At 42.9% G+C, this 24451-nt stretch carries 25 protein-coding genes; 9 read left to right on the forward strand and 16 right to left on the reverse strand.

The features are described 5' to 3' along the window. Positions 1 to 64 precede the first annotated feature (64 nt). The 9 genes from M0221_RS01065 to M0221_RS01105 form a co-directional block, all read right to left on the reverse strand. Positions 65 to 976: a hypothetical protein gene (locus M0221_RS01065; protein ID WP_483284096.1), complete on the reverse strand. Its 912-nt coding sequence runs from the start codon at positions 974 to 976 to the stop codon at positions 65 to 67. Next, on the reverse strand, positions 969 to 1538 hold the full coding sequence (locus tag M0221_RS01070) for a DUF6932 family protein (RefSeq protein ID WP_483284097.1): 570 nt from the start codon (positions 1536 to 1538) through the stop codon (positions 969 to 971). Before M0221_RS01070 ends, M0221_RS01065 begins: the two co-directional genes overlap by 8 nt. Positions 1539 to 1728: 190 nt before the next feature. Further along, the gene (locus M0221_RS01075; protein WP_483284098.1) at positions 1729 to 1935 is read right to left on the reverse strand and encodes a hypothetical protein; all 207 of its coding nucleotides are present in this window, start codon (positions 1933 to 1935) and stop codon (positions 1729 to 1731) included. A 29-nt stretch (positions 1936 to 1964) separates the two neighbouring features. Continuing rightward, positions 1965 to 2849 carry an N-acetylmuramoyl-L-alanine amidase gene (locus M0221_RS01080; RefSeq protein WP_483284099.1) on the reverse strand — a complete coding sequence of 295 codons (885 nt, stop codon included), beginning with the start codon at positions 2847 to 2849 and terminating at the stop codon, positions 1965 to 1967. Between the two features lie 6 nt (positions 2850 to 2855). After that, entirely contained in the window at positions 2856 to 3656 is an 801-nt protein-coding gene (locus M0221_RS01085) for an MOSC domain-containing protein (protein WP_133103872.1), read from the reverse strand. A 221-nt stretch (positions 3657 to 3877) separates the two neighbouring features. Continuing rightward, positions 3878 to 4291, reverse strand: coding sequence for a ribosome silencing factor (rsfS, locus tag M0221_RS01090; protein ID WP_011512587.1), 414 nt, complete (start codon positions 4289 to 4291; stop codon positions 3878 to 3880). Positions 4292 to 4431: 140 nt separating this feature from the next. Beyond that, on the reverse strand, positions 4432 to 5340 hold the full coding sequence (locus tag M0221_RS01095) for an adenylyltransferase/cytidyltransferase family protein (RefSeq protein ID WP_133103871.1): 909 nt from the start codon (positions 5338 to 5340) through the stop codon (positions 4432 to 4434). 196 nt (positions 5341 to 5536) lie between these two features. After that, the gene (gene pta / locus M0221_RS01100; RefSeq protein WP_483284100.1) at positions 5537 to 7693 is read right to left on the reverse strand and encodes a phosphate acetyltransferase; all 2157 of its coding nucleotides are present in this window, start codon (positions 7691 to 7693) and stop codon (positions 5537 to 5539) included. A gap of 110 nt (positions 7694 to 7803) precedes the next feature. Then, positions 7804 to 9036 (reverse strand): acetate/propionate family kinase, encoded by a 1233-nt coding sequence (locus tag M0221_RS01105; protein ID WP_333954656.1) that lies wholly within the window; start codon positions 9034 to 9036, stop codon positions 7804 to 7806. A 601-nt stretch (positions 9037 to 9637) separates the two neighbouring features. Here M0221_RS01105 and lptM point away from each other — a divergent pair. The 4 genes from lptM to M0221_RS01125 all read left to right on the forward strand — a co-directional run bounded on the left by lptM (position 9638) and on the right by M0221_RS01125 (position 13577). Further along, the gene (gene lptM / locus M0221_RS01110) at positions 9638 to 9949 is read left to right on the forward strand and encodes an LPS translocon maturation chaperone LptM (protein ID WP_483284101.1); all 312 of its coding nucleotides are present in this window, start codon (positions 9638 to 9640) and stop codon (positions 9947 to 9949) included. A 95-nt stretch (positions 9950 to 10044) separates the two neighbouring features. Then, on the forward strand, positions 10045 to 11376 hold the full coding sequence (gene lysA, locus M0221_RS01115; RefSeq protein WP_483284102.1) for a diaminopimelate decarboxylase: 1332 nt from the start codon (positions 10045 to 10047) through the stop codon (positions 11374 to 11376). 200 nt (positions 11377 to 11576) lie between these two features. Further along, positions 11577 to 12464: a diaminopimelate epimerase gene (gene dapF, locus M0221_RS01120; protein WP_483284103.1), complete on the forward strand. Its 888-nt coding sequence runs from the start codon at positions 11577 to 11579 to the stop codon at positions 12462 to 12464. 63 nt (positions 12465 to 12527) lie between these two features. Next, a complete protein-coding gene (locus M0221_RS01125) occupies positions 12528 to 13577 on the forward strand; it encodes a tyrosine recombinase XerC (RefSeq protein WP_483284104.1) in 1050 nt (349 codons plus the stop codon). Positions 13578 to 13652: 75 nt separating this feature from the next. On the opposite strand, the gene M0221_RS01130 is transcribed toward M0221_RS01125, so the two are convergent. Then, positions 13653 to 14549, reverse strand: a complete 897-nt coding sequence (locus tag M0221_RS01130) for a nitrilase-related carbon-nitrogen hydrolase (RefSeq protein ID WP_483284105.1) — start codon at positions 14547 to 14549, stop codon at positions 13653 to 13655. A 323-nt stretch (positions 14550 to 14872) separates the two neighbouring features. On the opposite strand from M0221_RS01130, the gene rpoN reads away from it, so the two are divergent. Together rpoN and hpf are read left to right on the forward strand one after the other, a co-directional pair. Next, entirely contained in the window at positions 14873 to 16585 is a 1713-nt protein-coding gene (rpoN, locus tag M0221_RS01135) for an RNA polymerase factor sigma-54 (RefSeq protein WP_483284106.1), read from the forward strand. Between the two features lie 401 nt (positions 16586 to 16986). Then, on the forward strand, positions 16987 to 17355 hold the full coding sequence (gene hpf / locus M0221_RS01140; protein ID WP_149408943.1) for a ribosome hibernation-promoting factor, HPF/YfiA family: 369 nt from the start codon (positions 16987 to 16989) through the stop codon (positions 17353 to 17355). Positions 17356 to 17652: 297 nt separating this feature from the next. Here hpf and thiS read toward each other — a convergent pair whose 3' ends face one another. The 4 genes from thiS to M0221_RS01160 all read right to left on the reverse strand — a co-directional run bounded on the left by thiS (position 17653) and on the right by M0221_RS01160 (position 19998). Beyond that, positions 17653 to 17853, reverse strand: a complete 201-nt coding sequence (thiS, locus tag M0221_RS01145; RefSeq protein ID WP_011512598.1) for a sulfur carrier protein ThiS — start codon at positions 17851 to 17853, stop codon at positions 17653 to 17655. A gap of 111 nt (positions 17854 to 17964) precedes the next feature. Continuing rightward, positions 17965 to 18333 (reverse strand): DUF423 domain-containing protein, encoded by a 369-nt coding sequence (locus M0221_RS01150; RefSeq protein WP_201530492.1) that lies wholly within the window; start codon positions 18331 to 18333, stop codon positions 17965 to 17967. Positions 18334 to 18398: 65 nt separating this feature from the next. Beyond that, complete coding sequence (gene rpoH, locus M0221_RS01155; protein ID WP_011512600.1) at positions 18399 to 19262, reverse strand: RNA polymerase sigma factor RpoH; 864 nt, start codon at positions 19260 to 19262, stop codon at positions 18399 to 18401. Positions 19263 to 19503: 241 nt separating this feature from the next. Continuing rightward, complete coding sequence (locus tag M0221_RS01160) at positions 19504 to 19998, reverse strand: sulfurtransferase TusA family protein (protein WP_483284107.1); 495 nt, start codon at positions 19996 to 19998, stop codon at positions 19504 to 19506. A gap of 385 nt (positions 19999 to 20383) precedes the next feature. Between M0221_RS01160 and M0221_RS01165 the strand changes: the two genes are divergently transcribed. Beyond that, the gene (locus M0221_RS01165) at positions 20384 to 22069 is read left to right on the forward strand and encodes a M48 family metalloprotease (RefSeq protein WP_483284108.1); all 1686 of its coding nucleotides are present in this window, start codon (positions 20384 to 20386) and stop codon (positions 22067 to 22069) included. A 74-nt stretch (positions 22070 to 22143) separates the two neighbouring features. Here M0221_RS01165 and M0221_RS01170 read toward each other — a convergent pair whose 3' ends face one another. Both M0221_RS01170 and rpsU read right to left on the reverse strand, forming a co-directional pair. Further along, complete coding sequence (locus M0221_RS01170; protein WP_483284109.1) at positions 22144 to 22593, reverse strand: GatB/YqeY domain-containing protein; 450 nt, start codon at positions 22591 to 22593, stop codon at positions 22144 to 22146. 191 nt (positions 22594 to 22784) lie between these two features. Next, positions 22785 to 23000 carry a 30S ribosomal protein S21 gene (rpsU, locus tag M0221_RS01175; protein WP_010195908.1) on the reverse strand — a complete coding sequence of 72 codons (216 nt, stop codon included), beginning with the start codon at positions 22998 to 23000 and terminating at the stop codon, positions 22785 to 22787. A gap of 392 nt (positions 23001 to 23392) precedes the next feature. Here rpsU and M0221_RS01180 point away from each other — a divergent pair, with 392 nt between their 5' ends. After that, entirely contained in the window at positions 23393 to 23779 is a 387-nt protein-coding gene (locus tag M0221_RS01180; RefSeq protein ID WP_483284110.1) for a hypothetical protein, read from the forward strand. Positions 23780 to 23845: 66 nt separating this feature from the next. Beyond that, complete coding sequence (locus tag M0221_RS01185) at positions 23846 to 24361, forward strand: c-type cytochrome (RefSeq protein ID WP_483284111.1); 516 nt, start codon at positions 23846 to 23848, stop codon at positions 24359 to 24361. Positions 24362 to 24451: the final 90 nt, after the last annotated feature.

Here is a 24451-nt window from a genome sequence, read left to right on the forward strand (position 1 = left end):
GCTGATTTATTAGGTTTGCAAAAAAATCTTTTAAATAAGATTTTCTAATGGTGTCATGAAATGATTAGTTAATTTTCTTGATGTCTTTCAAAGTATATTTAGGTTTGGCTTGTCCAAATTGTACGACCTTAAACTCAACTGTGACCGATTTATGTAAATAATCACGGTTTATTACGTCAGGGTCTTCAAATGTATGATCTATCTTACCTTTTATCAAAGTTTTATCAGAATACTCCATAAACTCAAAGGTTCTAGAGTTAGGTAGAACTCCTTGAAATTGACCCTTATACTCTTCGATAAATTCATTGATATTTTCTTCTGAAAGGCGTGTAATGAGTTTCTTTAAAACTTCTTGGGAATCAATGCGTGTTAAGTTTTTATTAAATTCCATTGCAAACAAAGCTTCGCTACGGAACATTAACTCAAGAAAGTCATACACTTTACGAACAGCTCTTGGATGTATCTCATTAATTACATCGCTAATTTGCTCGTCTGTGCCATCAATACCATATTGTAGGAGCTTTTGTATATCATCAATAGCTTCTTCCGTTCCGTTCCGTCCTGCTAGTAAGTCGTAATCAGGTTCTGGTAATTCTAGTTCAAATCCAAATGAGCCTGTAGCAGTACCTGTTATTAATAATTGATGCTGCTCTCTATTTGGTATGGGTCCTGAAAAACGTAAATTATTATTCAAACTAGCAACTACACTAGCAATCATATTATTTAGGCTATCAATAGCCTTACCAGAAAACTCAGCTGTAATACCGTAGCTTTTATGAACTGGTTTACCCCTGAATGTAAAAATAGTCTTTTTTACCAATCTGCGAGTATCGACTTTACTAATTGCAGCTTTAACACTCTTTAAACGTGACTCTAGGCTCATCCTATCGACAATAGCATAAGGTGGTGTTTCTTCAATCAAGCTTTCAAGTGTACTTTTTTCAGCAAGTAACTTGTTATAGTCATTTTCACGCATGATTAGACTCTATATTTAATTCAGAAAGATACTTGATAGCTTCAATATCTTCACTAGGAGATAAAGGAATAACAAAGAAACCTTTCCAGATATTAGTATCTCTTTGATGAGACCACATACTGTACCAATAAGTACATCTTTTGATACTTGCTTCGTTAAAGCCTAAATCCATGTCAACCCAGTAAGAATCAACTTTGTATTGACTTTTAGCTATCGGATTGTCAACTAAATTATTATTCCTTTTAGTCCAATCGAGATAATCAGGTATAGTTTGATATAAGTTGCTAAAAGTTACTACATCAAGATCGTTTGGAGCGCGCTCAGCAATTGATTCTATATTTTCAACAAAACTTCCGTTTACCCACTGAAAACCTGTTTCGATACCAGATGAGTATATAGCTTTCCTATATTCTAAGAAACCAATAAGTATTTCGATTCGTTCAGTTGAAAAGGCAAAGCTCTGTACAAACTCGTTAATGCTAATAGGATACGGAGAACGCTTAGGACTATGACCCTCTTCGCCAATAGCAATTGGTGGTATTACTCCTTGTATGTTCCACATTCAATATCTCTTCAAAAGTTTTTACGTAAGTATTAGAATAAACTGATTATAAATTTTAAGTATAAACCAGTTTTAGAGTTCAAGCTAAGTTTATCAAGTATAAGTTAACTACAAATCCAAGCCATATTTTTCATTTGAGCAATTATTAATCGAAGCCTTTAATACTGCATAAACGATATTTACATAAAAACTACTCATCATCTGAATGTTCTTTACCTTCTTTCTGAGCCTCAGCAATCAACTCATGAATTCTAGCGCTTTCTTTTAGTACACAAGCTTCATATGCAGAGAGCGGCTCAGCTTCCTGCTCTTTTTCTTGCTCTTGTTTGGCTTTTTCTTCTAGATATTTCTGCAGCTCGTCTTGCTCATTTTGCTCGTTGTATTGTGAGTTGCTCATGGCTTATGTCTCCTAATATTTTTTATCCATTAATAAAAGTCATCACGACCAGCATACTTCTTATTGAGTGCCTTTAAAATAGCATAAGTTTCTAAATCCAGCACGCCCGTTGGCTGCTGCGGTCTGAAATGCAATTGAAAGGCATACACGACATTGCGACTGGCTTTATCCCATTCATCGCTGTTATTGATTTGATAACCGTAATCGCGAAACGCTTGCTTAATCTCGGGTATCGTTGCTGCTGCAAGCACGTCTTGATTCATAAAGAATTGCTTATCAAATTCATCATACCAAGCGCCGATGCCGTAATCGAAATGCAATCGCTGCCAAGGGAATTTCGCCCCGGGGTCAATCTTACGCGAGGGTGCCATATCGGCATGACCGATGATATTCTTTGCTGAGATATTATATCTTTTTGCCAAGTCTTGCACCAGCTGCGCCACTTTCTTAATCTGCAACTCATTAAATTCGACATAGTGCTCATAAGGATGATAGTCGAGCGCGCCGTTTTTTAAGGCATCTCGATATTTAGGCTTAATGCCTGCATTGACAATCTCGATGCCGATAGAGGTATCGTTGAGTATCGTTCTACCGGCAAAACCGCCCGCGCCAGCATGCCACGCGCGTTCGCCTTCGGGCACTAAGTTATAAATTTTATTATCGTTATTATCCAAAATTAGATAGTGGGCGCTGACGTTACCGGTGGTCAGTGTTTTTATAGATCTGGCATTATCTGAGACGGTATAGTGCAGGACGATGGATTTAATCCGCTCGCTTTTGCCAGTGGCTTGATAGGTTTCGCTATCAATAACGAAGGGTTCAGTATTCGCTATTTGGGTGTTATTAGTGGTCATGCAGCCAATTAAAGGCAGCGTTAAGGCATATGCTAATGCTAAAAAGATATTTTTTGCCATGAAATGCTAACCCTTTTTAATCTTCTTTGCCAAAACCTTCTTCCAGCTCTCTTCCAAACACTCAATCGCAAGCCAAGGTTCAATGACTTCTGCTGCAAATGTCTCTTTTGAGTTTGACAACTGCCACAGTTTCTCAAGTGTCGCAAAAGGATAGGGGCGTTCGATTAAATATACCGGTAAATCAGCGCTAATAATGCCATCACGAACGACTTGAAAATACCAACCAGCGATGCCTTGTTTGCTGACCCAAGACGCAATATTTGGCACTTTGGTAAAATATCCGATTTGGTCATTGATTTTGTAGCAGGGACGGCGCGGCTGGACAATGCGTAATTGCACGCTGTCGCCACCATTCCCATCAATGCTTTCATCTTGACCATACTGAAAAACGTCACCAATACAAACCGTCGCTTCCGTCATTTCTGGCAAACCATTTACTGCTTCTGTAGTGAGGTTTTCACCTAATGTGCCAACATGCACTTTCAAGCCAAACTCTGCATTAATCTTGTCATAAGTCGCCGTCGCTAGTTGATGTACCGCTTTTAGTGGGCCACCATGATGACGTCTATCGGCTTGCTCATCAGTTGTGAGACCCATACAGTTGACAGCGACGGGCGCTTTGATTGGTGCTTTATCGATGGCGCTCATTTCTTCACGGGTAAATGGCATGGCTTTGCCAGCACGGACGCAGATGAGGGTAGCGATATGGAGCGGCAAGGTTTGGTTAAAGTCAGCAGTATTTTTTTGGCTAGAAGATGCTATCGTTTTTGAGTTTATAGGTTGTATGTTCATAGGTTCTAAGTTCATAGGTTTTCCTAATCTGTAGGGATTTATTAGGGAAGAGGTTATATCGATATTGGTATTAATAATGCGTATTATCTTAGCTTAATCATTCATCTAATGGTAAGAATTCAGCCGTTTAAAATTTAGCAATATTTTGAATTTTATTAGCACATTAAATTTTAGACAAAAAAAGACCAGAATAGATATCTGGTCTTTTTCTTAAGCAGCTTTGGCAAAAAATAAGATTATTTATTTTTATTGCGACGACCGGCTGTTTTCTTCTCACGCGGCACAGCAACCAGCTCAGCCAATTGTTCAGGCGATGACCATAGACCTTCTAGGTCATAGAACTCACGGGCTTGTGGCGTCATCATATGAACGACAACAGCGCCCAAATCAATCAATGTCCAGTCAGAATCGATACCGCCTTCACGACCTAGTGGCATAAAGCCACCCAGTTTGGCTTCAGCGCCGACACTATCAGCCATTGCACGTACATGGCGCTTTGAGGTACCGTCAGCGATGATGATACGCTCCATTACGTCTGTCAATGCTGCTACATCCATTACGGTGATGTTCTTAGCTTTCATATCGTCTAGCGCGGTTTGAACAAGGGTCAAACATTCTTGTAAACGTTCGTCAGTCATGGTGTTGGTCATAAATTTTAATCTCTTGAATCGTAAATATTAAAAATAAAATGGTAAATCGTCACAATGCATTCTCTAACGAGCCAAATAGGGGCAGACGTTTTTTGAGGAAAAATGATCAAAGTGGGCAAAATTAAAAGTATAAGGCGATTTTAACGGAATTGAGCAGCAGAATATAGCTGATGGGCGATAATATATTGATAAACAGCAGGATTTAGCCATTTAGCTAATGAATTGGGTGCAGTATTGCCTATGATATCATTTATTGGTTGTAAAGATGCAATTTGCATGTCAGTGCTGTGCGTTATATTTAATGATTGAGGTGCTTGCGGCAGTTGTTGATAAAGCTGCTGACGTATGTGTGTGCTTGATATTGCTGTCACAGGGCGCGGGTCGATATAAATATGACCTTGATGGCTATTTTTTACGCAAAAGCTGTTTGTTAAAGATTGAGGGTTAGCGGCTAATAATTCAGTTATAGAATCGATTGTTAAAGGTTGTAGCAGTTTTGGAAGTTGGGATGTTAGAGAGTGGTGCAACTCAGTCTTAGAGAAGTTTTTATCAATTTTGATATCAATATCTATATCGCTATCAAAATTTTCTTCACGGTCAAATACCCATAGACTGACATAATCAGTTAGTTGCAGCCCATTTTTCCAGTGTTCTAAACTACGCGCGCTGTCCATCCCCATGACAAATATCAGACTGTCATGCGGGTAGCGTGTGCGCAGTGTCTGCACACTATCGATAGTATAGACAGGCGGTGCTTGCCACAGCTCAAGCTCGTTAATGTATAAGGGCGACTGTTGCGTTGCCAGCTTTAGCATCGCCAGACGATGCTTAGGATCGGTGCTATCTTCTTTAAAAGGCGAGCGCGCATTAGGCAGCAACGATACGTACAGTTCGCGCTGTTGCTGCTGTGCTATTGGTAGCAAACTTTGATAAACGGTCATCGCCATTTGTAAATGACCCTGATGCACAGGATCAAATGAGCCGCCCAAATAAGCACGGATGGCAGACTTAGTATTTTGGCTTTGATAACTATTAGAAGTATTTGACATAAATGAGTGAGTAAAAACTCATGCAGATGAGCGTTGTAGTTGATTTATTTTAAATCGACTATAGCATGTGATTATTTACTTATCCCGAGTATCGATTTTATTATGCTTAATTATACCGTTTAAAAGCCATAAAAAAGCCGACCATCATTATGATAATCGGCTCAATAATACGTGTTTTGAATGAAGCTTTAGATGTTTAAATAACGTCGCTATGTGCTTGGATGGCTGTGAGTGCGATGGTATAAATAATATCATCGACCAAGGCACCACGTGACAAGTCATTGACTGGTTTATTTAAGCCTTGCAACATCGGTCCAACACTGACCACATTGGCGCTACGTTGTACCGCTTTATAAGTCGTGTTACCGGTGTTTAGGTCTGGGAAAATAAAGACGTTTGCTTGCCCAGCAACAGGCGAATCCGGCGCTTTTTGCTTGCCGACGCTCATGACAGAAGCCGCGTCATACTGTAGCGGTCCGTCGACTTTTAGATTCGGCGCACGTTCACGGACGATTTGGGTCGCACGGGCGACTTTTTCGACATCAGCGCCAGTGCCTGACGAGCCCGTAGAGTAGCTAATCATTGCCACTTTTGGATCGATGCCAAAGGCGGCAGCAGACTGCGCAGACTGAATGGCAATCTCAGCCAATTCTTCTGCATTTGGATCAGGATTAATGGCGCAGTCACCGTAGACAACCACTTGCTCAGGCAACAGCATAAAGAAGACTGACGATACAAGTGAATACTCCGGTGCCGTTTTAATCAACTGAAACGCTGGGCGGACAGTATTCGCCGTGGTATGAATCGCCCCAGAGACCAGACCATCAACTTCGTCCATCTGTAGCATGGTCGTACCTAAATAAACGGTATCTTGCAGATATTCAGCAGCCACTTCTGCGCTGGTTTTACCTTTGCGACGCTCGACTACAGCGGCGATATATTTGCTCATATCTAAGCTGTCAGGGTCGATGATTTCAAGCCCTTCAGGTAATACCAAGTCGCGGTTTTTGGCGACTTGTTCAACATCAACACGCTTAGCGAGTAGCACACAGTTGGCAATACCGCGGCTTTGACAAATACAGGCAGCTTCGACCGTACGCGGTTCAGAGCCTTCTGGCAGCACGATACGTTTTTTGGCGATTTGCGCTTTTTTGACCACTTGATGACGAAAAGCAGAAGGTGACAAGCGTGGCTCATGATTTTGGCTAAAATACGCTTTAATCCAGCTAAGATCTAGATGCGCCGCGACATAGCGCGCCACTTCTTCAGCGCGTTCAGTATCATCACTTGGAATCTCAGCACTCATGTGTAATAGACTCTGTACCGTCTCAAAGCTGTCATCTTCGACACTCATCACAGGGATACCCGTTTTGAGTGCAGATTGCCAAAGCTCAGCGACGGTTGGACTAGGGACAACGCCGCCAGTCAATACCAATCCTGCTAGCGGAATACCATTGATACAGGCAAGACCCGCTGCCAAGAGTAAATCGTCACGGTCGCCCGGCACCACGATAAGCGTACCACGTTTGAACACTTCATCGACACGTGCAATTGAGCGTGCGGTCAAGCTGATGCGATTGATACGGCGCGATTTTGCCTCACCAACGTTGAGCCAAGTACCATCAAGTTCAGCAGCGATATCCCACGTACGCGGCACGGATAATGAGTCACTAAATGGTACGACACCAATTAAGCGGAATTGTTCGGTATTAAAATGCGGCGATAAGCGTTGTACTTCTTGGATAAAGCCGCTATCCAAGCTCACAATCGCTTCACCAGGGGCAACGATTTGATTTTCTAAGGTGCTTTGCGTATTCGGCAAGTCATGCATCCGCATCAAGATACAGCCAAGCGTACGATCACTTGCCATACCACCAAATTCACGTGCATGGACATCAAGCTTATCGGCCAAATAGGCAGGTTTACTGGTATCAGCGGTGCTAACAAAGATGATTCGGGCATCGAGTGCATGAGCAATCGCACGGTTGATCTGTGAGGCATAAGAAGTTTCAGTCGTCGGTACTAAGCCTTCGCAAATCACCACATCGTAATCATCACCAAGAGTATGGTAGTTAACAACCACTTCTTCCATTAAGTCATCAAGATTGTCATCACCAATCATACGCTCAACATGTTGACGGCTAATCGATTTGGGTGGCTTTAGTCCAAAGGCATGCATGGCTAATGCGCTTGAGCTGTCTAGACTGTTTTGCTTATCCAGCGTATCGTCTTGTAAAAACGGCTTCATAAAACCCGCTTTGATACCGTTATAATCGAAAGCACGAATCAAGCCTAACGCCGCTGACGTCACACCGATACCGCGGCTGATAGGTACAAGTAAAATAGTTTGCATAATGTATCCTACTGTTTATTATATTTTTAGAGAGATTGTCATCCTTGAGCGTATAAGAATCAACTTGTGATTCTTATCGCAGGCATATGAGTCTTATTATAGACCTAGTTTTATTTTAGACCCAAGGCTGCACGAGTTTCTTGAGCGATACGGCATTCTTCATCAGTTGGGACAACCCACAGCTCAATACTGCTATCGTCAGCATGGAAACTGCCTTCATTGCCACCGACCAAGCCAGCGTTCTTATCAGCATCTACTTTGATGCCAAAATGACGCATGACTTCTAAAATACGCGTCCGCGTGGTCACAGAGTTTTCGCCGATACCACCGGTGAAGACAATACCGGTGAAGTTAGGGAGCGCGCAGCTTAAGCTGGCAAGGTATTTACCAACACGATAGCAGAACATCTCGATAGCCAGCTTTGCGTCTTCATGACCTTCATTAGCGGCTTGCTCAATGGTACGCAAGTCATTCGATAAGCCTGAAATACCAAGTAAACCACTTTCGCTATTGAGCATTTTATCGATTTCTTCTAAGCTCATACCAAGTTGGCGCTTGAGATGAATATGTAAGCTTGGGTCAACATCACCACTACGCGTACCCATCATAAGACCTTCAAGCGGGGTCAGACCCATACTGGTATCAAGGCTTTTGCCGTCGTAGACAGCCGTTGCTGAACAGCCGTTGCCCAAATGCGCAGTTAACCAACCATGTGGTCCTGTTGCGCTGGTAATGTGGCTGGCGCGTTCTGATACATAAGCATGCGAGGTACCATGGAAGCCATAACGACGAATTTTGTGTTCTGAATAGAGTGCCTTTGGTAGCGGATAGCGGAAAGCAACAGGTGGCATGGTCTGATGGAAGGCAGTATCAAATACCACCACTTGCGGAATATCAGGATAGATTGCTTGTACAGCTTCGATACCTAGTGCGTTTGCCGGATTGTGTAATGGGGCGAGGACTTTTAGACGTTTGACTTCTGCTAACACATGCGCATCGACACGCACCGCTTCTGAGTACTCACGACCGCCATGTACCACTCGATGCCCAACAGCAATAAAGTGATACTGCTCAAGTAGCTCAAGGATTTTCTGTAAGGCAAGTTCATGACGACCACCAGCGATTGCAATTTCTAACTTTTCACCATTTAATGTGGTGTGTTTAATACGGGCAGTATCGAGACCTAAGTTTTCGGCAAGACCTGTGATACGAGTACCTTCATCCTCACTAATTAAGGCGTATTTGATTGAAGAGGAGCCGCAGTTCAATACTAAAGTAGGATTGGTCAGGGTCGATGCTTCAGAATGTTTGTCATCAAAAGTGGTGCTTACGCCAGCGCTCATACTCTATCCTTAGATTGTCTTTTATAAAAGGTGCCGCATCTTGACGATCACCTGTTGAATAAACGAAAACCAGCGATATTGGTGCTGGTATAGGTTGCACGGTTTGGAAACATAAACCATCATCGCGCTGATTTTCGTTATGCTTGAGCCATCACTATGTCTAACAGAGGTTCAATGTAAAGCAAACGCCTGCTAGCGTTGCCTTATAGCTACAAGGGTTGACTATAATGTATCATATTTTGGCAGTGACACCACGATAACTCTAAGGCTTTAATCAGCCAGTTCTCGATTGATGGTTACAGGTGTGCACCGAAGACAGTGAGGGCTTATTAGATAAAATAAGTAAAAATTTACCTTTATAAAAATTGTAAGTAAGTTTGTCTAGCTTTAGATCAATAAGATTGTTTTATATTTATATTGGATTCTCTATCACTACATTTCAGCAAATTTACTACGCAAACATATTCTATAGGCGCACAGCTTTATAGAATAATGCTATGATTAAAAAATCTTCCTATTTTCCCTATTGCAGCCTTGGTTGTTTTCGCTGATAGTGATTTTTATCGCGTACACCGTTGCAAGATTACAGGTTATCTATCCTATGTTTACGACACGATATACCTCAAAACCCAAGCACTCTCAGACAGTGGGCAGCGCCACTCGCTATAGTATGTATAACATCATGCTTGGTACGTCGATCACGATAGCCTCAGCGGCCTTGTTGGTTGGCTGCGGACAAAAAGGCGATTTATACCTTGTAGACGCTGGTAGTAAAGCAGTGCGAGATAGCACGGCAATATTAGATAGTGGCAGTAATCCACAAGATACCGCCTTTGCTAAGATTGACAGCGACCAACAAAATACAGAGAGTTTTCAGCTGCCTGAACCGAGTAACGATCCTAACGATTACTAATAAGTAATCATGGATTATTAAAATGTAAATGTTCAAACGATTTTTGAGCAAGCCCAATACTTTATTGTTACCTTGATTATATTAGAGATATTTATATGAGTCAGTCAGTCACGACCCAAACTGAGCAAGGCCTGTACATCAATCCTGAAGCCTTAACCGCCCATTTACCCGCGCTAGATTATCGCGACGGTGCACTGTATATGGAACAGGTCAGTATTGATGAAGTGGTTAAACACTATGGTACGCCTTGTTATGTGTACTCAAAGCAAGCCATTTTGGATGTCTATCAAGCTTATACCGATAGCTTTGCCAGCTTAACTCACCAGATTTGCTATGCGGTAAAAGCAAACTCAAACCTTGCGGTACTTGGCGTATTGGCGCAAGCAGGCGCAGGGTTTGATATCGTTTCACGTGGCGAGCTAATGCGGGTATTGGCAGCAGGCGGCAAAGCTGCACGTGTGGTATTCTCAGGCGTCGGCAAAACCTATAGCGATATTGAATATGCGCTTAACCAAGGTATTGGTTGCTTTAATGTTGAGTCGATTAGCGAGCTGACTCTAATTAATGAAGTTGCCGCGCAGCTTGATAAATCAGCGCCGATATCACTACGTGTCAATCCTGATGTAGATGCCAAAACCCATCCGTATATTTCAACAGGTCTCAAAGACAATAAATTCGGTATTGCTCACGAGGATGCGCTGGTCGTTTATCAACAAGCCGCCAAATTGTCTCATATCGATATCGTTGGTATTGACTGTCATATCGGCTCGCAGTTGACTGAAGTTGCGCCATTCGTTGCGGCATTGGACAAAGTGATTGAGCTGGTACATAGCTTACGTAAAGCAGGTATTGAGCTGCGTCATATCGATTTGGGTGGTGGTCTGGGTGTGCGTTATATCGATGAGACGCCTGTGTCTATCGATGAATTTGCCAATGCTTTATTGCCAAAACTTAGCGAGCTTGGCTTGACGGTATTCTTTGAGCCGGGTCGTAGTATCGTGGCAAATGCAGGTATTTTATTGATGCAAGTTGACGTACTAAAACCCACCGAGCATAAGAACTTTGCCATTGTCGATGCGGCGATGAACGATTTGATTCGTCCTGCTTTATATCAAGCTGAAATGGCAGTGATTCCAAGTGTCTTGCCTAATAATGGTATTGACACGGAAGGTACACAGCCGTGGGATATCGTTGGCGCTATCTGTGAAACGGGTGATTTTTTGGCGAAAGACCGTTTATTGTCGCTCACTACCGGTGACATCTTGGCAATCACAGGCGCTGGTGCTTATGGCTTTACCATGAGCAGCAACTATAATTCACGCCCGCGAGCTAGTGAAGTTATGATAGCTGATGAGCGCCATCAGCTGATTCGCAAACGTGAAACCGTTGAGGCGCTATATGCAGACGAAATATTGTGGCAAAGCTAACTGCTAAGCCATATCAAGTATCTCAAAAAGCTAACCCATTATCATAATGCTAGTGGGTTTTTTTATGGCAAATTTTGATCGAATACATGAATATTCAAAGATGAATGTAACTTGGCATTTGATAACGGTGATAGTTATGATTGTAACTGACAGCGTGCTAATATAAGACATACATAAAAATAGGATAGGGTATCAGGGATATGCTAATAGAATTTACTAAGATGCACGGGCTGGGCAATGACTTTATGGTCATCGATTTGGTGACTCAGCGTTTGGACTTGACCAAGGATTTGGTGCAATTATTGGGTGATCGTCATTTAGGTATTGGTTTTGATCAGTTGCTCGTCGTTGAGCCACCGATGCGCCCCGACGTTGATTTTAGTTATCGTATTTTTAATACGGATGGCACAGAGGTTGAACAATGCGGCAATGGCGCCCGCTGTTTTGCCCGTTTTGTGCAAGCGCGCAAATTATCTTTTAAGCAGCGCCTGCGTGTTGAGACCGCAAGCGGCATTATTTCGCTGACGACCGATCGTTATGGCTGGGTAGAGGTTGATATGGGTAAGCCCAAGTTTGAGCCAAGCGAGATTCCATTTACCCCAAGAGCCACCACCAAAATTCAAAATGCCTATCATCTGGACGTGAATGGTACGCCTGTGCAGCTTTATGTTGCCAATATGGGCAACCCGCATGCGGTGATAAAAGTTGCTGATGTGCTTGATGCCGACGTTGAAACCTTAGGTAAAGCCATCGAATCGCATCCGGCGTTTCCAGAACGCGTCAATGTCGGTTTTATGCAAATAATGAACCAACGTCATATTCGTCTGCGAGTGTATGAGCGCGGTGTCGGTGAGACGCAAGCCTGTGGTACCGGCGCTTGTGCAGCCGTTGTCATCGGCATACGTGAAGGCTGGCTTGACGAAGGCGAAGACGTGCGTGCTCAGCTCTATGGCGGCAGCATGGTGATCAAATGGCAGCCCGGCTATTCGGTCATGATGACCGGACCAACTGCGTTTGTGTATGAAGGTGTCTTTAGTCCAGATGGCTTGATGGCCCAAGCCGGTATCAAGCCCAATCCAGAAGGTTAATAGTAAAAAGCAAATAACAGTTATTTTTACTAGCTAGATATAGGTAATGGGGTTGTTTTCAATATGGTGATGTCTTATAAGAAATCTCAAGTGACAGACGCACAATCTGATAAAAAATCCGCTTCACCGTCATGGCTATCAGCAGGATTGGCAATCACCATAGAAGCTGATGCCGCGTTAAGTGAATTATTAGCCCCTGTGCATCGTTGGCTAAATGTCTTGTCTGTGCGCAATCACTCGCCGCATACATTGACGGCCTATTTTGCAGGCTTGAATCAACTGGCTCTGTTTCTGCGCGGTAAACGCTTGACGTGGACGCGCTGTGATAAACGCCAATTAGCACAGCATATCAGCCAACGCCTTGATGAAGACAAGCTAGCCCTTGCCAGCGTCCAGCAAGAGTTATCAGCCATTCGTCATTTTTATGGCTGGCTGATAGAAGAGGATTTGGCACGTATCAATCCAACCACAGGCTATCAGCTCAAGCGCAGCCCTAGACCATTACCCTCTATCGCAGATGTGGATTTATTGACACAATTGCTCGATCAAGAAATCCCCGATACACCTGAACAAGCACGATTATGGCTACGTGATAAGGCGATGTTTGAATTGCTTTATAGCAGTGGTTTACGTGTCGGCGAGCTCGTCGCGTTAGATATAGTAGATGTGGACTTGGCTGATTTGCGGGTACGCGTGACCGGTAAAGGGAATAAGACACGTCTAGTACCTTTAGGGATAAAAGCGGCTGACGCCATTCGTCGTTATTTACCGCACCGTAATCTGTGGGTAGAGCAGATGGACAGTGCATTATTTATTAGTGAAAAACTGGGTACACGTTTATCAACACGGGCCGTGCAGCAGCGTCTTAAAGTTGCTGCTACTCGTGCTGGTATTGCTCAAAACATGTATCCGCATCTATTGCGCCATTGCTTTGCATCACATATGTTATCAGGGAGTGGCGACTTGCGCGCTGTCCAAGAGATGCTTGGGCATAGCGATATCAGTACCACGCAAATTTATACCCATGTCGATTTTGCTAAATTGACCCAAGTCTATGACCGCGCCCATCCTCGAGCCACTCACGTATCAAAAGACAGCGATTCAACCCTTTAATTTTAAAAGTGTCTTTCATCACAAATTGTTTTGATTGAAAAACCCTTTTATCAAGAAGCTTTTATAAAAATTATTTTATGCCAAACGATGACTATCAAAGATAGGCATCTTTTGTCGTCCCTGATTTTGCGCTTGTCTATCTAACGTCGCTAGGACCAAAGCATAATTTTTATGGTCTTTATTCAAAGATGGGTTCAATTCGCTATCATTATAGCTGCTCATTACAGTTCCATCATAAGCGCTAATCGTCGTATGTCCCCACGTCTGACGTGTATGACCGTCTTTGTACGCATGCTCACCGCCTTGTGCTGCTCCAATGACCATACATTGACTGTCTAAAGCTCGTGCTTGCAGTAAGAGCGACCAATGGGCTTGTCCTGTTAGATACGTAAAAGCAGATGGCGCACTTAATAGTTCTGCGCCTGCTTGCCGCAGACGCTGCGCCAATGCAGGAAAGCGTAGATCAAAGCAAACCATCATACCGAGCTGATAAACATCATCATTTACTTCGAGCGCTGCCACGACCGTCTGCGTACCTGGCTCAAACGTCGCCGCTTCGTTATAACTGCCTTGCTTATCGGCGACGGTCGCGGTGAATAAGTGAATCTTGTCATAGCGCGCCACTTGTGTACCATCCGGCGCAAACAATAGGCTTACTTGGCGTAATCTACCATCAGGCACAATCATACCGTCAGGGCGATATGGGCAGGGCAGAGAGCCCGCTAGTACGTATATACCATACGTACATGCATATTCCGCTATCGTCGCTGACAGCGCATCGAACTGCTCTGCAGTAGCAAACTGTCTACCCATGCTACAGCAGTTTTCTGGTAGTACGACAAGCTGCGCACCTTGTGCACGAGCATCCATAATAGCGGATTTTATATCCGACAGATTGTCTTCAGTGCTTTGCTGGCTATTCATTTGGATAGCAGCAACGGTCAGCTGTATGTTATTTATATGTTCATTCATAGCAGGCTTCTCAATATTGTTAATGTTATATATCTCTTATAAAACGTTTTCAGGTTTGTCATTATTAATGGTTTATTTGAACCTTACTCCGCAAATCATTCTATGCAACTATGCACAGGTATAAATTTTTATTAAAGTATTCTTTAGAAGCTACCAGAAAGCTACGGACAGAGGTTTGTCATTCACTTATCTGGCAAGGGCATAAATTATCATAGCAAAATTGTCGCAAAAAATGCTATCGTCATGTCCTGTTAAGGGTAAACCGCTCACTAATCAGCATTACAAAGACAATATTACCAAGACTGGAGTGTAATAAACTGCCCATGAGTATGTCGTTCGGATTGGCGACCACGCTAAGCACCTCACAAAAACTGACCCCGCAAATGCAGCAAGCTATTAAATTGCTGCAGCTCTCTAGTCTTGAGCTGGCGCAAGAGGTTCAAGCGAAGCTGGACAGTAATCCATTACTAGAACGCATCGAAAACGATGAAGATGAGTACGAAAGTATGGATAAAGACGCATTAGATGAGTTTGGCGAGCCACTAACGTTAGACAGTTGGAATCAGAGTACTGCTTCTGATACGTTTTCTATATCTCCTTCATCAAATAATGAAGATGGATTTGACTATGATGACAGTACTAGCGATAGCTTTACTAATGATAGTCTAGATAAATTGCAGCAAGACGGTTTTGATACGGATGCCATCGACAGTTATACGCTTGAAGACTTTGAAGGCTCAAACTATGAAAGCTCAAACTATGATAGCCCTAATGCAAATTATGACGGTTTTAGCACCGCCAGTACTGGTTCAGGCAGCATATCAGCGCGTCCAGATTCTGAGGACTTTGATCGCTATGAGGGCAGTACCAATGCGACGATTCAAGACCATGTGCGTTGGCAGCTGAATTTTAAACGTCTCTCAGAGACAGATACTCTTATCGCTGAGTATTTGATGGATTCTATGGACGACATGGGTTTTGTACGGCTCGATATCGAGGAGTTGCTACAGAGCTTTGATACCATTGCGAGCTTTTATCAGTGGGATGAGCGCGTTGAGCAGGATGAGGTAATGGCGGTATTGCGCATGATTCAATCCTGTGATCCGCTGGGGGTTGGCGCACGCAATCTAAGTGAATGCTTAGCGATTCAGCTATCTAAGCTCGACACTGACACGCCTTATCTAAAACAAGCCCAAGCGCTCTTATCTGCCAGTGAGCATCTGGTCAGTAATAATATTAACGCCTTAACTGAGCGCACAGGACTTGCGGCTCATGAGATTACCCCTGCGCTTACGCTGTTGCGTACTTTAAATCCTTCACCAGGATTGCTATTTCAAAGCCGCCAACCGGATTATACTCAGTCGCCCGACAGCTATGATATCCCTGATGTATTGGTGACGCCTATCCGTCGCCATGATGCTCATCAAAACACCACCACATCTACTCAAGAAGATGGCTGGCAGGTACGTCTAAACCCTGAAACCTTGCCAAAACTACGAGTCAACCAAGAATATGCCAACCTTGTTAAGCGCGGCGATAATAGCCCTGATAATCAATATCTGCGTGAAAACCTCACTGATGCGCGCTTGTTTATTCGCAGTATCGAAGAGCGTAATCAGAACCTTTTAAAGGTGGCCACTAGCATCGTGCGCTACCAGCAATCTTTTTTGCAGTATGGCGCCACTGCTATGCAACCGCTTATTTTAAAGGTGATTGCAGACGAAGTCGATTTACATGAATCAACGGTCTCGCGCCTGACCACTAGCAAGACCATTTTGACACCGCAAGGACTGTTTTCGCTCAAGCATTTCTTTTCATCACATGTTAGCAGCAGCGATGGTGATATCTCATCAACTGCTATCAGCGCGATGATTAAGCAGCTTATCGCTGATGAAGAGCCCAAAAAGCCATTGTCTGATAGTAAGATAAAAGATTATTTGTTGGCAGAAGGTATCGATATTGCCAGAAGAACAGTCGCTAAATATCGTGAAGCAATGAATATTGGCTCATCTACACAGCGCAAACAAAAATATTAATGGTCTGAATTCAATAAGTTATCTAAAGAGGTGATTAATAATCAAAATATTCTATAGGAAATATAAAAAATAAAATTTTCTGATTATATAGAAACATTAAAGAAACAACCGATTTTATTACATTTAATTACAATATAAAGCCTTGCTACTAGCAGGTTTTCATGACAAATTAGAGTCATACCAACAACAAAATCAAAGTGTCGATTTAGCAAATTTATGTAGTCAGTCATTAGGGATGAGATAAAAAGACGATAAAAGGATATGTCGATATTTTATTAAAAGCACTGCTATTAAAGGCGTTGAGGATAAAGATACAAGATTATTTTGTGGTAAGGCAGGATGACAAGAGCAGCGATGCGACCTCATCTGTTGATTGTAAGTACTAATAAGAGGACAATAATATGAATGTTTCTATCAGTGGTCACCATATCAGTATTACCGATGCCATGGACACCGCAGTTCGCGAAAAACTTGAAAAAGTCGAGCGTCACTTCGATCAGATTCAAAGTATTCAAGTGATTCTATCGCTAGATAACAGCGGTGCTAAAAAGAGCCATAAGGCTGAAGCTATCATGCGAGTCTCGGGTAAAGAGATGTTTGTCCAAGCTCTTGATGATGATATGTATAAAGCCATAAATGAGATGGCAGACAAACTTGATAGACAAGTACGGAAGTATAAAACAAAGATGGAGAGCAAAAAAACACAGGGTGCAGGGCGTGATGCACGCTATGAAGATTTGATGACGGCTGAAGCTGAGCCTGCAGTTTAGTGATAGCTTGCTGTGTCATAAAATTTTAATTATCATTAGCCAGTAAATAAATGCACACATAGCAAGATTATTAAATTGACGAGTATTCCTCAGTAAATTGAATACATGACATGCTCAAAAATGAGCAATTCAGCAAGCCTAAGACGCTAAGTAAAAAAAGACCTCAAACGAATAATCGTTGAGGTCTTTTTTATAATAAATTTAAAAAGGAAAGGGTTGTAAACGTTAGGTTTTACAGTGTAATTTTCTAAAATGCTATGTATCAAAAACGACTTTCTATTTCAATGGTTAAAAACCTTAGCCACCGCCTACAGCCTGTACTACTTCAATAGTCATGCCTTCAACAATATGTAGCTTATCAAGCTCACTTTTAGGAATCAGTTCACCATCGACTTCTACCGCATAACGACCGTTACTAAGCCCAAGCTCATTGACAACCAATTGTACCGTTTGATGAGTCGTCTGTAACTTCTTACCATTGACACTAATATTGCTCATAAATCGTGCTCCCTAATAATCCAAAATTCCTATTTAGCCTTACTATTTTCACTATTACCAACACTAACGTAGCTAATTGATTTAAATAAGATTATTTCTTATTTAAATCAATTAGCTATTTGTTAAGCGTGCTGAAGATAGCGCAAGCCATAACCAACCTGCAATCATCAGCACACCGCCAATAGGCGTAATGGCACCGAACCAACGTGGCGCGCCAAGTGTCATGGCGTATAAACTACCCGCAAAAATAATGACACCAATTTGTAATAACCATGCGGCGGTTTGGGTTGCATAGTTTAAGCGAATAAGGATACCAACAAGTAATAATCCAAGCGAATGGACAAACCAATACAAGGTTGCCGTCTGCCACCATCCTAGCTGTTGAGTGTTGACCATAGCTTTGAGACCATGCGCGCCAAACGCGCCTAAAGCAACGGCGATAGCCATATTGATCGCCGCGATACTTATCCAATTGAACATGGTTGTACTCGTATTGTTGAATAAATGCTTACTAGGCAAAGACATTTGTCTTACTGATAGGTAAATTATTGAATATCATCAGGCAAAATCACACTGTCGATGGTCATCGCTTCACGGATTTTATCCATGGCGTTTTTCTCAATTTGGCGTACGCGCTCAGCAGAGATAGAGTAGACCGCTGCCAACTCATGCAGCGTTGATTTTTGCTCAGATAACCAGCGCTGCTCGACAATATCACGTGAGCGATCATCCAAGGTTTCCATTGCAGCAATCAAGGCTGATGAATTATTTTCTTCCCAGTCAGATTCTTCGACGATTTCGGCAGGGTCAATGCCATCTTCTAAAAATAGCTGCGGCGCATAACGTCCATCGTCATCATCACTTGATTGCGCCTCAAATGACGCATCATAAGAGGTCAGGCGCGACTCCATCTCAAGCACTTGCTTGCGAGTAACGTTTAAGTCATTGGCAATCGCATCGGCTTCTTCGAGGGTCAACTGATTGTTGGTCTTTTTTAAACTGCGTAAGTTAAAGAACAGTTTACGATGCGCCTTGGTTGTAGCAACTTTTACAATACGCCAGTTACGGATGACAAATTCATGAATCTCTGCTTTAATCCAATGCACTGCAAATGATACTAGACGTACGCCTTTGTTAGGATCAAAACGCTTTACCGCCTTCATAAGTCCCAAATTACCTTCTTGGATCAAATCTGCTTGCGGTAATCCATAGCCTGAATAGCTGCGGGCAATATGAATGACAAAACGCAAATGCGACATGACCAGTAAACGCGCCGCTTCCACATCGCCTTCATCATAATAGCGATGGGCAAGCTCTTGCTCTTGCGTCGGAGTCAAGATAGGGATTTGGTGCACGGTATTAATATAAGCACCCAAATTCACCCCAGGTGCGGACAAATGCGTCGGCATGGCAGGTACCAAATCACGGGTACTGGTATCGCCAAGCGCGCTGGCATCATAAGGCGGACGCTCAGCTGCCGCTTTCAGTGCTGCATCGCGCGCTTCGTTTATTTCAGGAACAGCGCTGTCTTTTTTACGGTTATTTGCAGCGTTAGTAGTGGTATTAGCCATATTCTTGACCTTGGTTAAATAGATAAGCAAACAGTCAGATAAAAATCTTTATAGTTGTAATTGTAAAGGATAGCGACGCTTAGTTGCTATCAGTTTTGGTAATGATAAAGTGATATATTGTATCAACAGAATATTTAGATTGGCTGGCGCTAAATCCTTCACTGTCTGATACGGTGGCTTGATTAATACTAAGCAATAGCGGGTTTGTGGCTTTTGTTTGTAAGCTTTGCTGACAAAAAGCCATAATGTCAGCTTGAGAATTTGGGTCAGTTGCCACAACGTACAATGACTCCCCAGAGACGACACTGCGTAATGCGACCTTAGTTTTTAACAGTGGCATCGGGCAGGCAAGTCCGCGACCATCGACCATATCTTTGATAACAAGTACTGGTTTACTCAAATCTGTTTTATCATTTAAGTTGATGTCATCTGTTTTATCATTTAAGTTGATGTCATCTGTTGGTAATAAGTCTAGGATCTGCTTGATTGATTGCTGCTTGCTCTTAGACACAGTCTCTCCCAAACATATCGGATAAGAGGCTCGTACCATGATGGATGGGCTATCAGCAGACATAAAATAAACCTTTAACGTGGCTAATATTAAACCTTGTGTTTCAGTCTAATGCTTAGCATTGCAATATTTATGGATAATACTATCTTAATACAACATGGCGATTGTGCTGTGACGCCGACGGTTTTATAAGCAACCATTATAGCAAATTGCCTGTATTCAATTGCAGTTGAATATAGTCATCATCGCGTTTGATCAATCAGAACAACTGAGTAGTATTGATCTTCATATTTTTATATTAGACTTATCTAATAGGTTCACATAACCATGTTGCGCAATAGTGACGCTCTGCGGAGTTATTAGTAGCGACAGGCAGACGGCAATTGACCTTCAATAGACAAGCTCGTATAGTCAAAGCACGTTATGATTATACATATAGGGTACGCACTTGGATTATTCTAAAAAACAAGCAATGCTTGATAAGCCGCTAATAAATGCACAGCATCACTGTGCATTTATGCAGGATAAAAGCAGACAGACAGCACCATTATCTAAACAGGTAAACCGTCCTCTGTCGCCAGTGCTTGCGCTAAAGGTAGCCCTGTCAACGATATTATTGGCCTGTACAAGCGCCGCCTATAGCAAAAGCCAAGCGGTGCCATTGAGCTATGATTCATGGCAAACCACTAACACAGAAGAGCTAAGTTTGCCCAGTTTACGGGGGCAAGGGCTGAGCTTTGATGAGCAATATCAAAATAAATTGCTTGGTGAATGGTCATTAAGAAACATCAATGGTCGTGTAAAGATGGAGCATGACCCTTGGATTCAAGAAACGGTCAAAGAACTAACATGGCGGCTCAATGCCCAAGCGCGCCAGCAAGCACCGCTTGGTTTGGTCATTATCGATAACCCAAGTATTAATGCATTTGCGGCTCCAGGCGGCGTAATTGGTCTTAATACCGGCACTATATTGGCTGCAAACAGCATGGATGAGCTGGCAAGCGTTGTGGCTCATGAGGTCGCGCACATCAGTCAGCGTCATTATGAAAGCGGCGCTGATGAGCGCAAAAAAGCCTTGCTGATGCAAATAGGTGGCATGCTCGCCGCGATTGCTGCATCGACCGTCGATGGTGATGCGGCAGCAGCAGTGATGATGGGTAGCCAAACCGCCACGATGAATAGTAGTATGGCGTTTAGTCGTAATAATGAACGTGATGCTGATCGGGTCGGTATGCAAATCATGAACCAAGCTGGCTATGACCCACGGGCGATGCCGCGCTTCTTTGCGACCATGAATCAAAAAAGCCAGATGAATCAAACCGCCAATCAGTTTTTGCCAAGCTTTATCCGCTCTCATCCACTGAGTAATGAGCGTTTGAGTGAATCTCAAAGCCGCGCGCAGCGTTATAATACGCTGCCGTTAAATCAACAGCAGCGCCATCAAGCTCTGTTTGATTTACTTTATTGGCGCGTACAAAGTACCGGAAAGCATGCTTCAGAGACTGCGTTAACGACTGCGGCAAAAAACAGCGTCGGGGCAAAGCTTGCGCTGATGCACTGGTATGGAGAGCAGCAGCGCTTTAAAGAAGCAGACAATTTATTTGTCGAGCTGTCGGCATTGCCGATAGCGAAGCGCCAAGTGCTCGAGCCATTATTGTCCATTACCCAAAGCCAGATTTTGACGGAACAAAATAAATGGCAACAAGCTGCTGAAATATTAGAGAGTCAGCAGCGCTTGTATCCTGAGCGCCGTGACTTACGACTTTATCTGGCGGAAGCATTGACCAATAGTAATCAGCCAACCAAAGCCCAAGCATTGCTTAAGCCATTGACTGAACAGCAACCAAGCGACCGTTATGCTTGGCAAAGTTTGCAATTGGCCAATGAAAAATTGGCAAAGACCACCAATTCTGCACCGCTAAAAAGTATTGCTACTATTAATGCACTACGTTACCGCAGTCATGACCAACTATGGAGTGGAAGCTACGAGCGCGCGCTGACTTCTTTGACACAAGCCAAAAAATTGACAGAAAATTTACAAAATACAGCTCAAGCCAATAGCGCTCGTCCACTGCTTGCCAATATTAACGCCGAAATCAAAGCCGTAAAAACCGCCAAAGATTTTAAGCCTTAGGCGGTCTTTTGATAACTAACTGCTATAAAGCGCTATATAGAAAAAGCGTTGATTTTATCAATATGCTGTAGCGATTAACCTTGTAGCGCGTCTTTGACCAGCTTTGAGATTAAGGCAGGGTCAGCACGACCCGCAGTTTTCGTTTTTAATATACCCATCACGCTACCCATATCACGCATTGACGTTGCGCCTTGCTCAGCGATTTCTGCGTTTACCAAGGCAGTAATCTCCGCATCATCCATCTGTTTTGGCATATATTCATTGATAATATCAATCTCAAACTGCTCTTTGGTTGCCAAGTCATCACGACCATTTTCGGTAAAAATAGTCAATGACTCATGGCGCTGTTTGAGCTGTTTCTGTAATATCTCCAAAACTTCGGCATCATCGAGCTCTATTCGACGGTCAATCTCAATTTGTTTGATAACCGCTTGTACGTTACGCAGTACTTTGACCCGTTCAATCTCACGTGCTTTCATGGAGACTTTGATGGTGTCAGTTAGCATCTGTTTAATTTGGCTCATTGTTGTTATTCCTTATGATTATAGGTAAAAAGTTTGTGTAAAAAGTTTACTAATCAGAACAAGCTTTATAATAGAAAGTGTTAGAACCAATGATAGTAATAACAAAAATTGTAGCATAAAAAACGCCACTGATATCATCGGATAACAGTGGCGTTAGTGTAGCGCTGGTATTTAGCTAATCGACTTATCGATTAGTACATACGAGTGGTACGAATAGTTTCGCGTTGTAATTTCTTTTTATAACGCTTTACTGCAGCAGCTTTTTTGCGCTTGCGTACTTGCGTTGGTTTTTCATAAAATTCACGCTTACGTACATCTGACAATACGCCAGCTTTTTCACAAGCACGTTTAAAACGACGGATAGCGATATCAACTGGTTCGTTTTCTTTAACCTTAACTGCAGGCATGAAGACTCCTCGATTAGGATGAGATATAAGGGCATTAGTTTGGCTGTGTATTAGTATTTAGCCGTAATATCTCAAGATTACTGGCATCAGCTCAAACTAGGACAATCTTGCGCAATAGCACAAGGGCGCCTATTTTAATAAAAAATCGCAATAAAGTCAAAGGCTTTTACTTATTAATCTATAACTATCATTAAGTTGCAAACTGCTGCCAGCAATAAGGGTCGTAAGTCATTTATAGCTAAACGTTCTTTAGGAAGGATAAACGGGTTATTTACTAAATAGCATCAGTATAAATAAAACCCCTACTGTCTATAACGGTTTAGGCCAAGTTTATGCTATGATAATTTGCATAATATCAATCGTTTTATGTGCACTTTATTAAGGATGTTGGAATGAAAAAATCAGTACTCAATACGGCGCTAAGTACAGCATTTATCGTCGCTCTTGGTTTTGGTGTCAGTGCTTGTAGTAGTGAGAAAGAAGGTGAAGAGTCAGATCACATTTTAGCCGTCGATCGTGTTGATGAGGCAGCAGAGATTGCTCGCGCGAATGCACCTGCAGCAGAAAAGATGGATTTCCCAGCAACAGCGCCAATGCCAGCAGCTGATGCGACAACAGATGCGACGATGAGTACTGAAGAAGGGGCTGTCGCAGTAGAGGGAACAGCCGCTGATGCAACGGTAAGCGCTGATAGTTCTGATACCGCTGTGGCGACTGCCGATACTGCCAATAGTACTGAAGTGCTGGCGACGGATTCAGCTGAACCTGCAACCAATTAATCCTGCTTGAAGGCAGTATTCAATAATGAGCGGTGTCACTAACCATCTATAGATGAGGAAACAACCATGACTGTTAAACAAGCTGTAATAAAGAAAAGATCAGTTGTTAAGTTAGCGCTGTCTGGTCTAAGTCTTAGTGTGTTATTGACGCTTAGCGCCTGTAGCGGTGGTGATAACACTCCCACTGATGAGCCTGCGGTGGTTAATGAAACCGAAGCTGTGGTTGTCGAGCCAGCAGCGCCTGCTGAAGCTGAGCCTGTTGTTGAAGTAGAAACAGTTGAGGTGTCAGAAGTAAAAGCGGAAGAAGTAAGTGCTGCCGCTGCTGAGCCTGAAGTGTTGGCTGCTGATGCAGGTGCTGCATTGTATGAAAAACAATGTAAAGTCTGTCATGAAAAAGGTTTATTAGCCGCGCCATTATTCGGTAATAAAGAAGCGTGGGCACCACGAATTGCCAAAGGTATCGATACACTGCATATGCACTCTGCCAAGGGCTTTAACAAAATGCCTGCGCAGGCAAGCGCTGAAGTCAGTGAGGCACAAGTTCATGCGGCTGTTGATTATATGGTTGCTGCAGCTAGCTAAATATTATTGATTGAAATTTGCTAAACTGACCGCCATTGTAAGCTTACAGTGGTGGTTTTTTATTCACGCTACAAGGCAAAATATAAAGGC

The organism is Psychrobacter sp. ANT206 (genome assembly GCF_056880555.1).

Coding starts and splice junctions, on each gene's coding strand:
- M0221_RS01065 (WP_483284096.1), bottom strand. CDS start 976: ATGCGTGAAAATGACTATAACAAGTTACTTGCTGAAAAAAGTACACTT.
- M0221_RS01070 (WP_483284097.1), bottom strand. CDS start 1,538: ATGTGGAACATACAAGGAGTAATACCACCAATTGCTATTGGCGAAGAG.
- M0221_RS01075 (WP_483284098.1), bottom strand. CDS start 1,935: ATGAGCAACTCACAATACAACGAGCAAAATGAGCAAGACGAGCTGCAG.
- M0221_RS01080 (WP_483284099.1), bottom strand. CDS start 2,849: ATGGCAAAAAATATCTTTTTAGCATTAGCATATGCCTTAACGCTGCCT.
- M0221_RS01085 (WP_133103872.1), bottom strand. CDS start 3,656: ATGAACTTAGAACCTATGAACATACAACCTATAAACTCAAAAACGATA.
- rsfS (WP_011512587.1), bottom strand. CDS start 4,291: ATGACCAACACCATGACTGACGAACGTTTACAAGAATGTTTGACCCTT.
- M0221_RS01095 (WP_133103871.1), bottom strand. CDS start 5,340: ATGTCAAATACTTCTAATAGTTATCAAAGCCAAAATACTAAGTCTGCC.
- pta (WP_483284100.1), bottom strand. CDS start 7,693: ATGCAAACTATTTTACTTGTACCTATCAGCCGCGGTATCGGTGTGACG.
- M0221_RS01105 (WP_333954656.1), bottom strand. CDS start 9,036: ATGAGCGCTGGCGTAAGCACCACTTTTGATGACAAACATTCTGAAGCA.
- lptM (WP_483284101.1), top strand. CDS start 9,638: ATGTTTACGACACGATATACCTCAAAACCCAAGCACTCTCAGACAGTG.
- lysA (WP_483284102.1), top strand. CDS start 10,045: ATGAGTCAGTCAGTCACGACCCAAACTGAGCAAGGCCTGTACATCAAT.
- dapF (WP_483284103.1), top strand. CDS start 11,577: ATGCTAATAGAATTTACTAAGATGCACGGGCTGGGCAATGACTTTATG.
- M0221_RS01125 (WP_483284104.1), top strand. CDS start 12,528: ATGGTGATGTCTTATAAGAAATCTCAAGTGACAGACGCACAATCTGAT.
- M0221_RS01130 (WP_483284105.1), bottom strand. CDS start 14,549: ATGAATGAACATATAAATAACATACAGCTGACCGTTGCTGCTATCCAA.
- rpoN (WP_483284106.1), top strand. CDS start 14,873: ATGAGTATGTCGTTCGGATTGGCGACCACGCTAAGCACCTCACAAAAA.
- hpf (WP_149408943.1), top strand. CDS start 16,987: ATGAATGTTTCTATCAGTGGTCACCATATCAGTATTACCGATGCCATG.
- thiS (WP_011512598.1), bottom strand. CDS start 17,853: ATGAGCAATATTAGTGTCAATGGTAAGAAGTTACAGACGACTCATCAA.
- M0221_RS01150 (WP_201530492.1), bottom strand. CDS start 18,333: ATGTTCAATTGGATAAGTATCGCGGCGATCAATATGGCTATCGCCGTT.
- rpoH (WP_011512600.1), bottom strand. CDS start 19,262: ATGCCGACGCATTTGTCCGCACCTGGGGTGAATTTGGGTGCTTATATT.
- M0221_RS01160 (WP_483284107.1), bottom strand. CDS start 19,998: ATGTCTGCTGATAGCCCATCCATCATGGTACGAGCCTCTTATCCGATA.
- M0221_RS01170 (WP_483284109.1), bottom strand. CDS start 22,593: ATGAGCCAAATTAAACAGATGCTAACTGACACCATCAAAGTCTCCATG.
- rpsU (WP_010195908.1), bottom strand. CDS start 23,000: ATGCCTGCAGTTAAGGTTAAAGAAAACGAACCAGTTGATATCGCTATC.
- M0221_RS01180 (WP_483284110.1), top strand. CDS start 23,393: ATGAAAAAATCAGTACTCAATACGGCGCTAAGTACAGCATTTATCGTC.
- M0221_RS01185 (WP_483284111.1), top strand. CDS start 23,846: ATGACTGTTAAACAAGCTGTAATAAAGAAAAGATCAGTTGTTAAGTTA.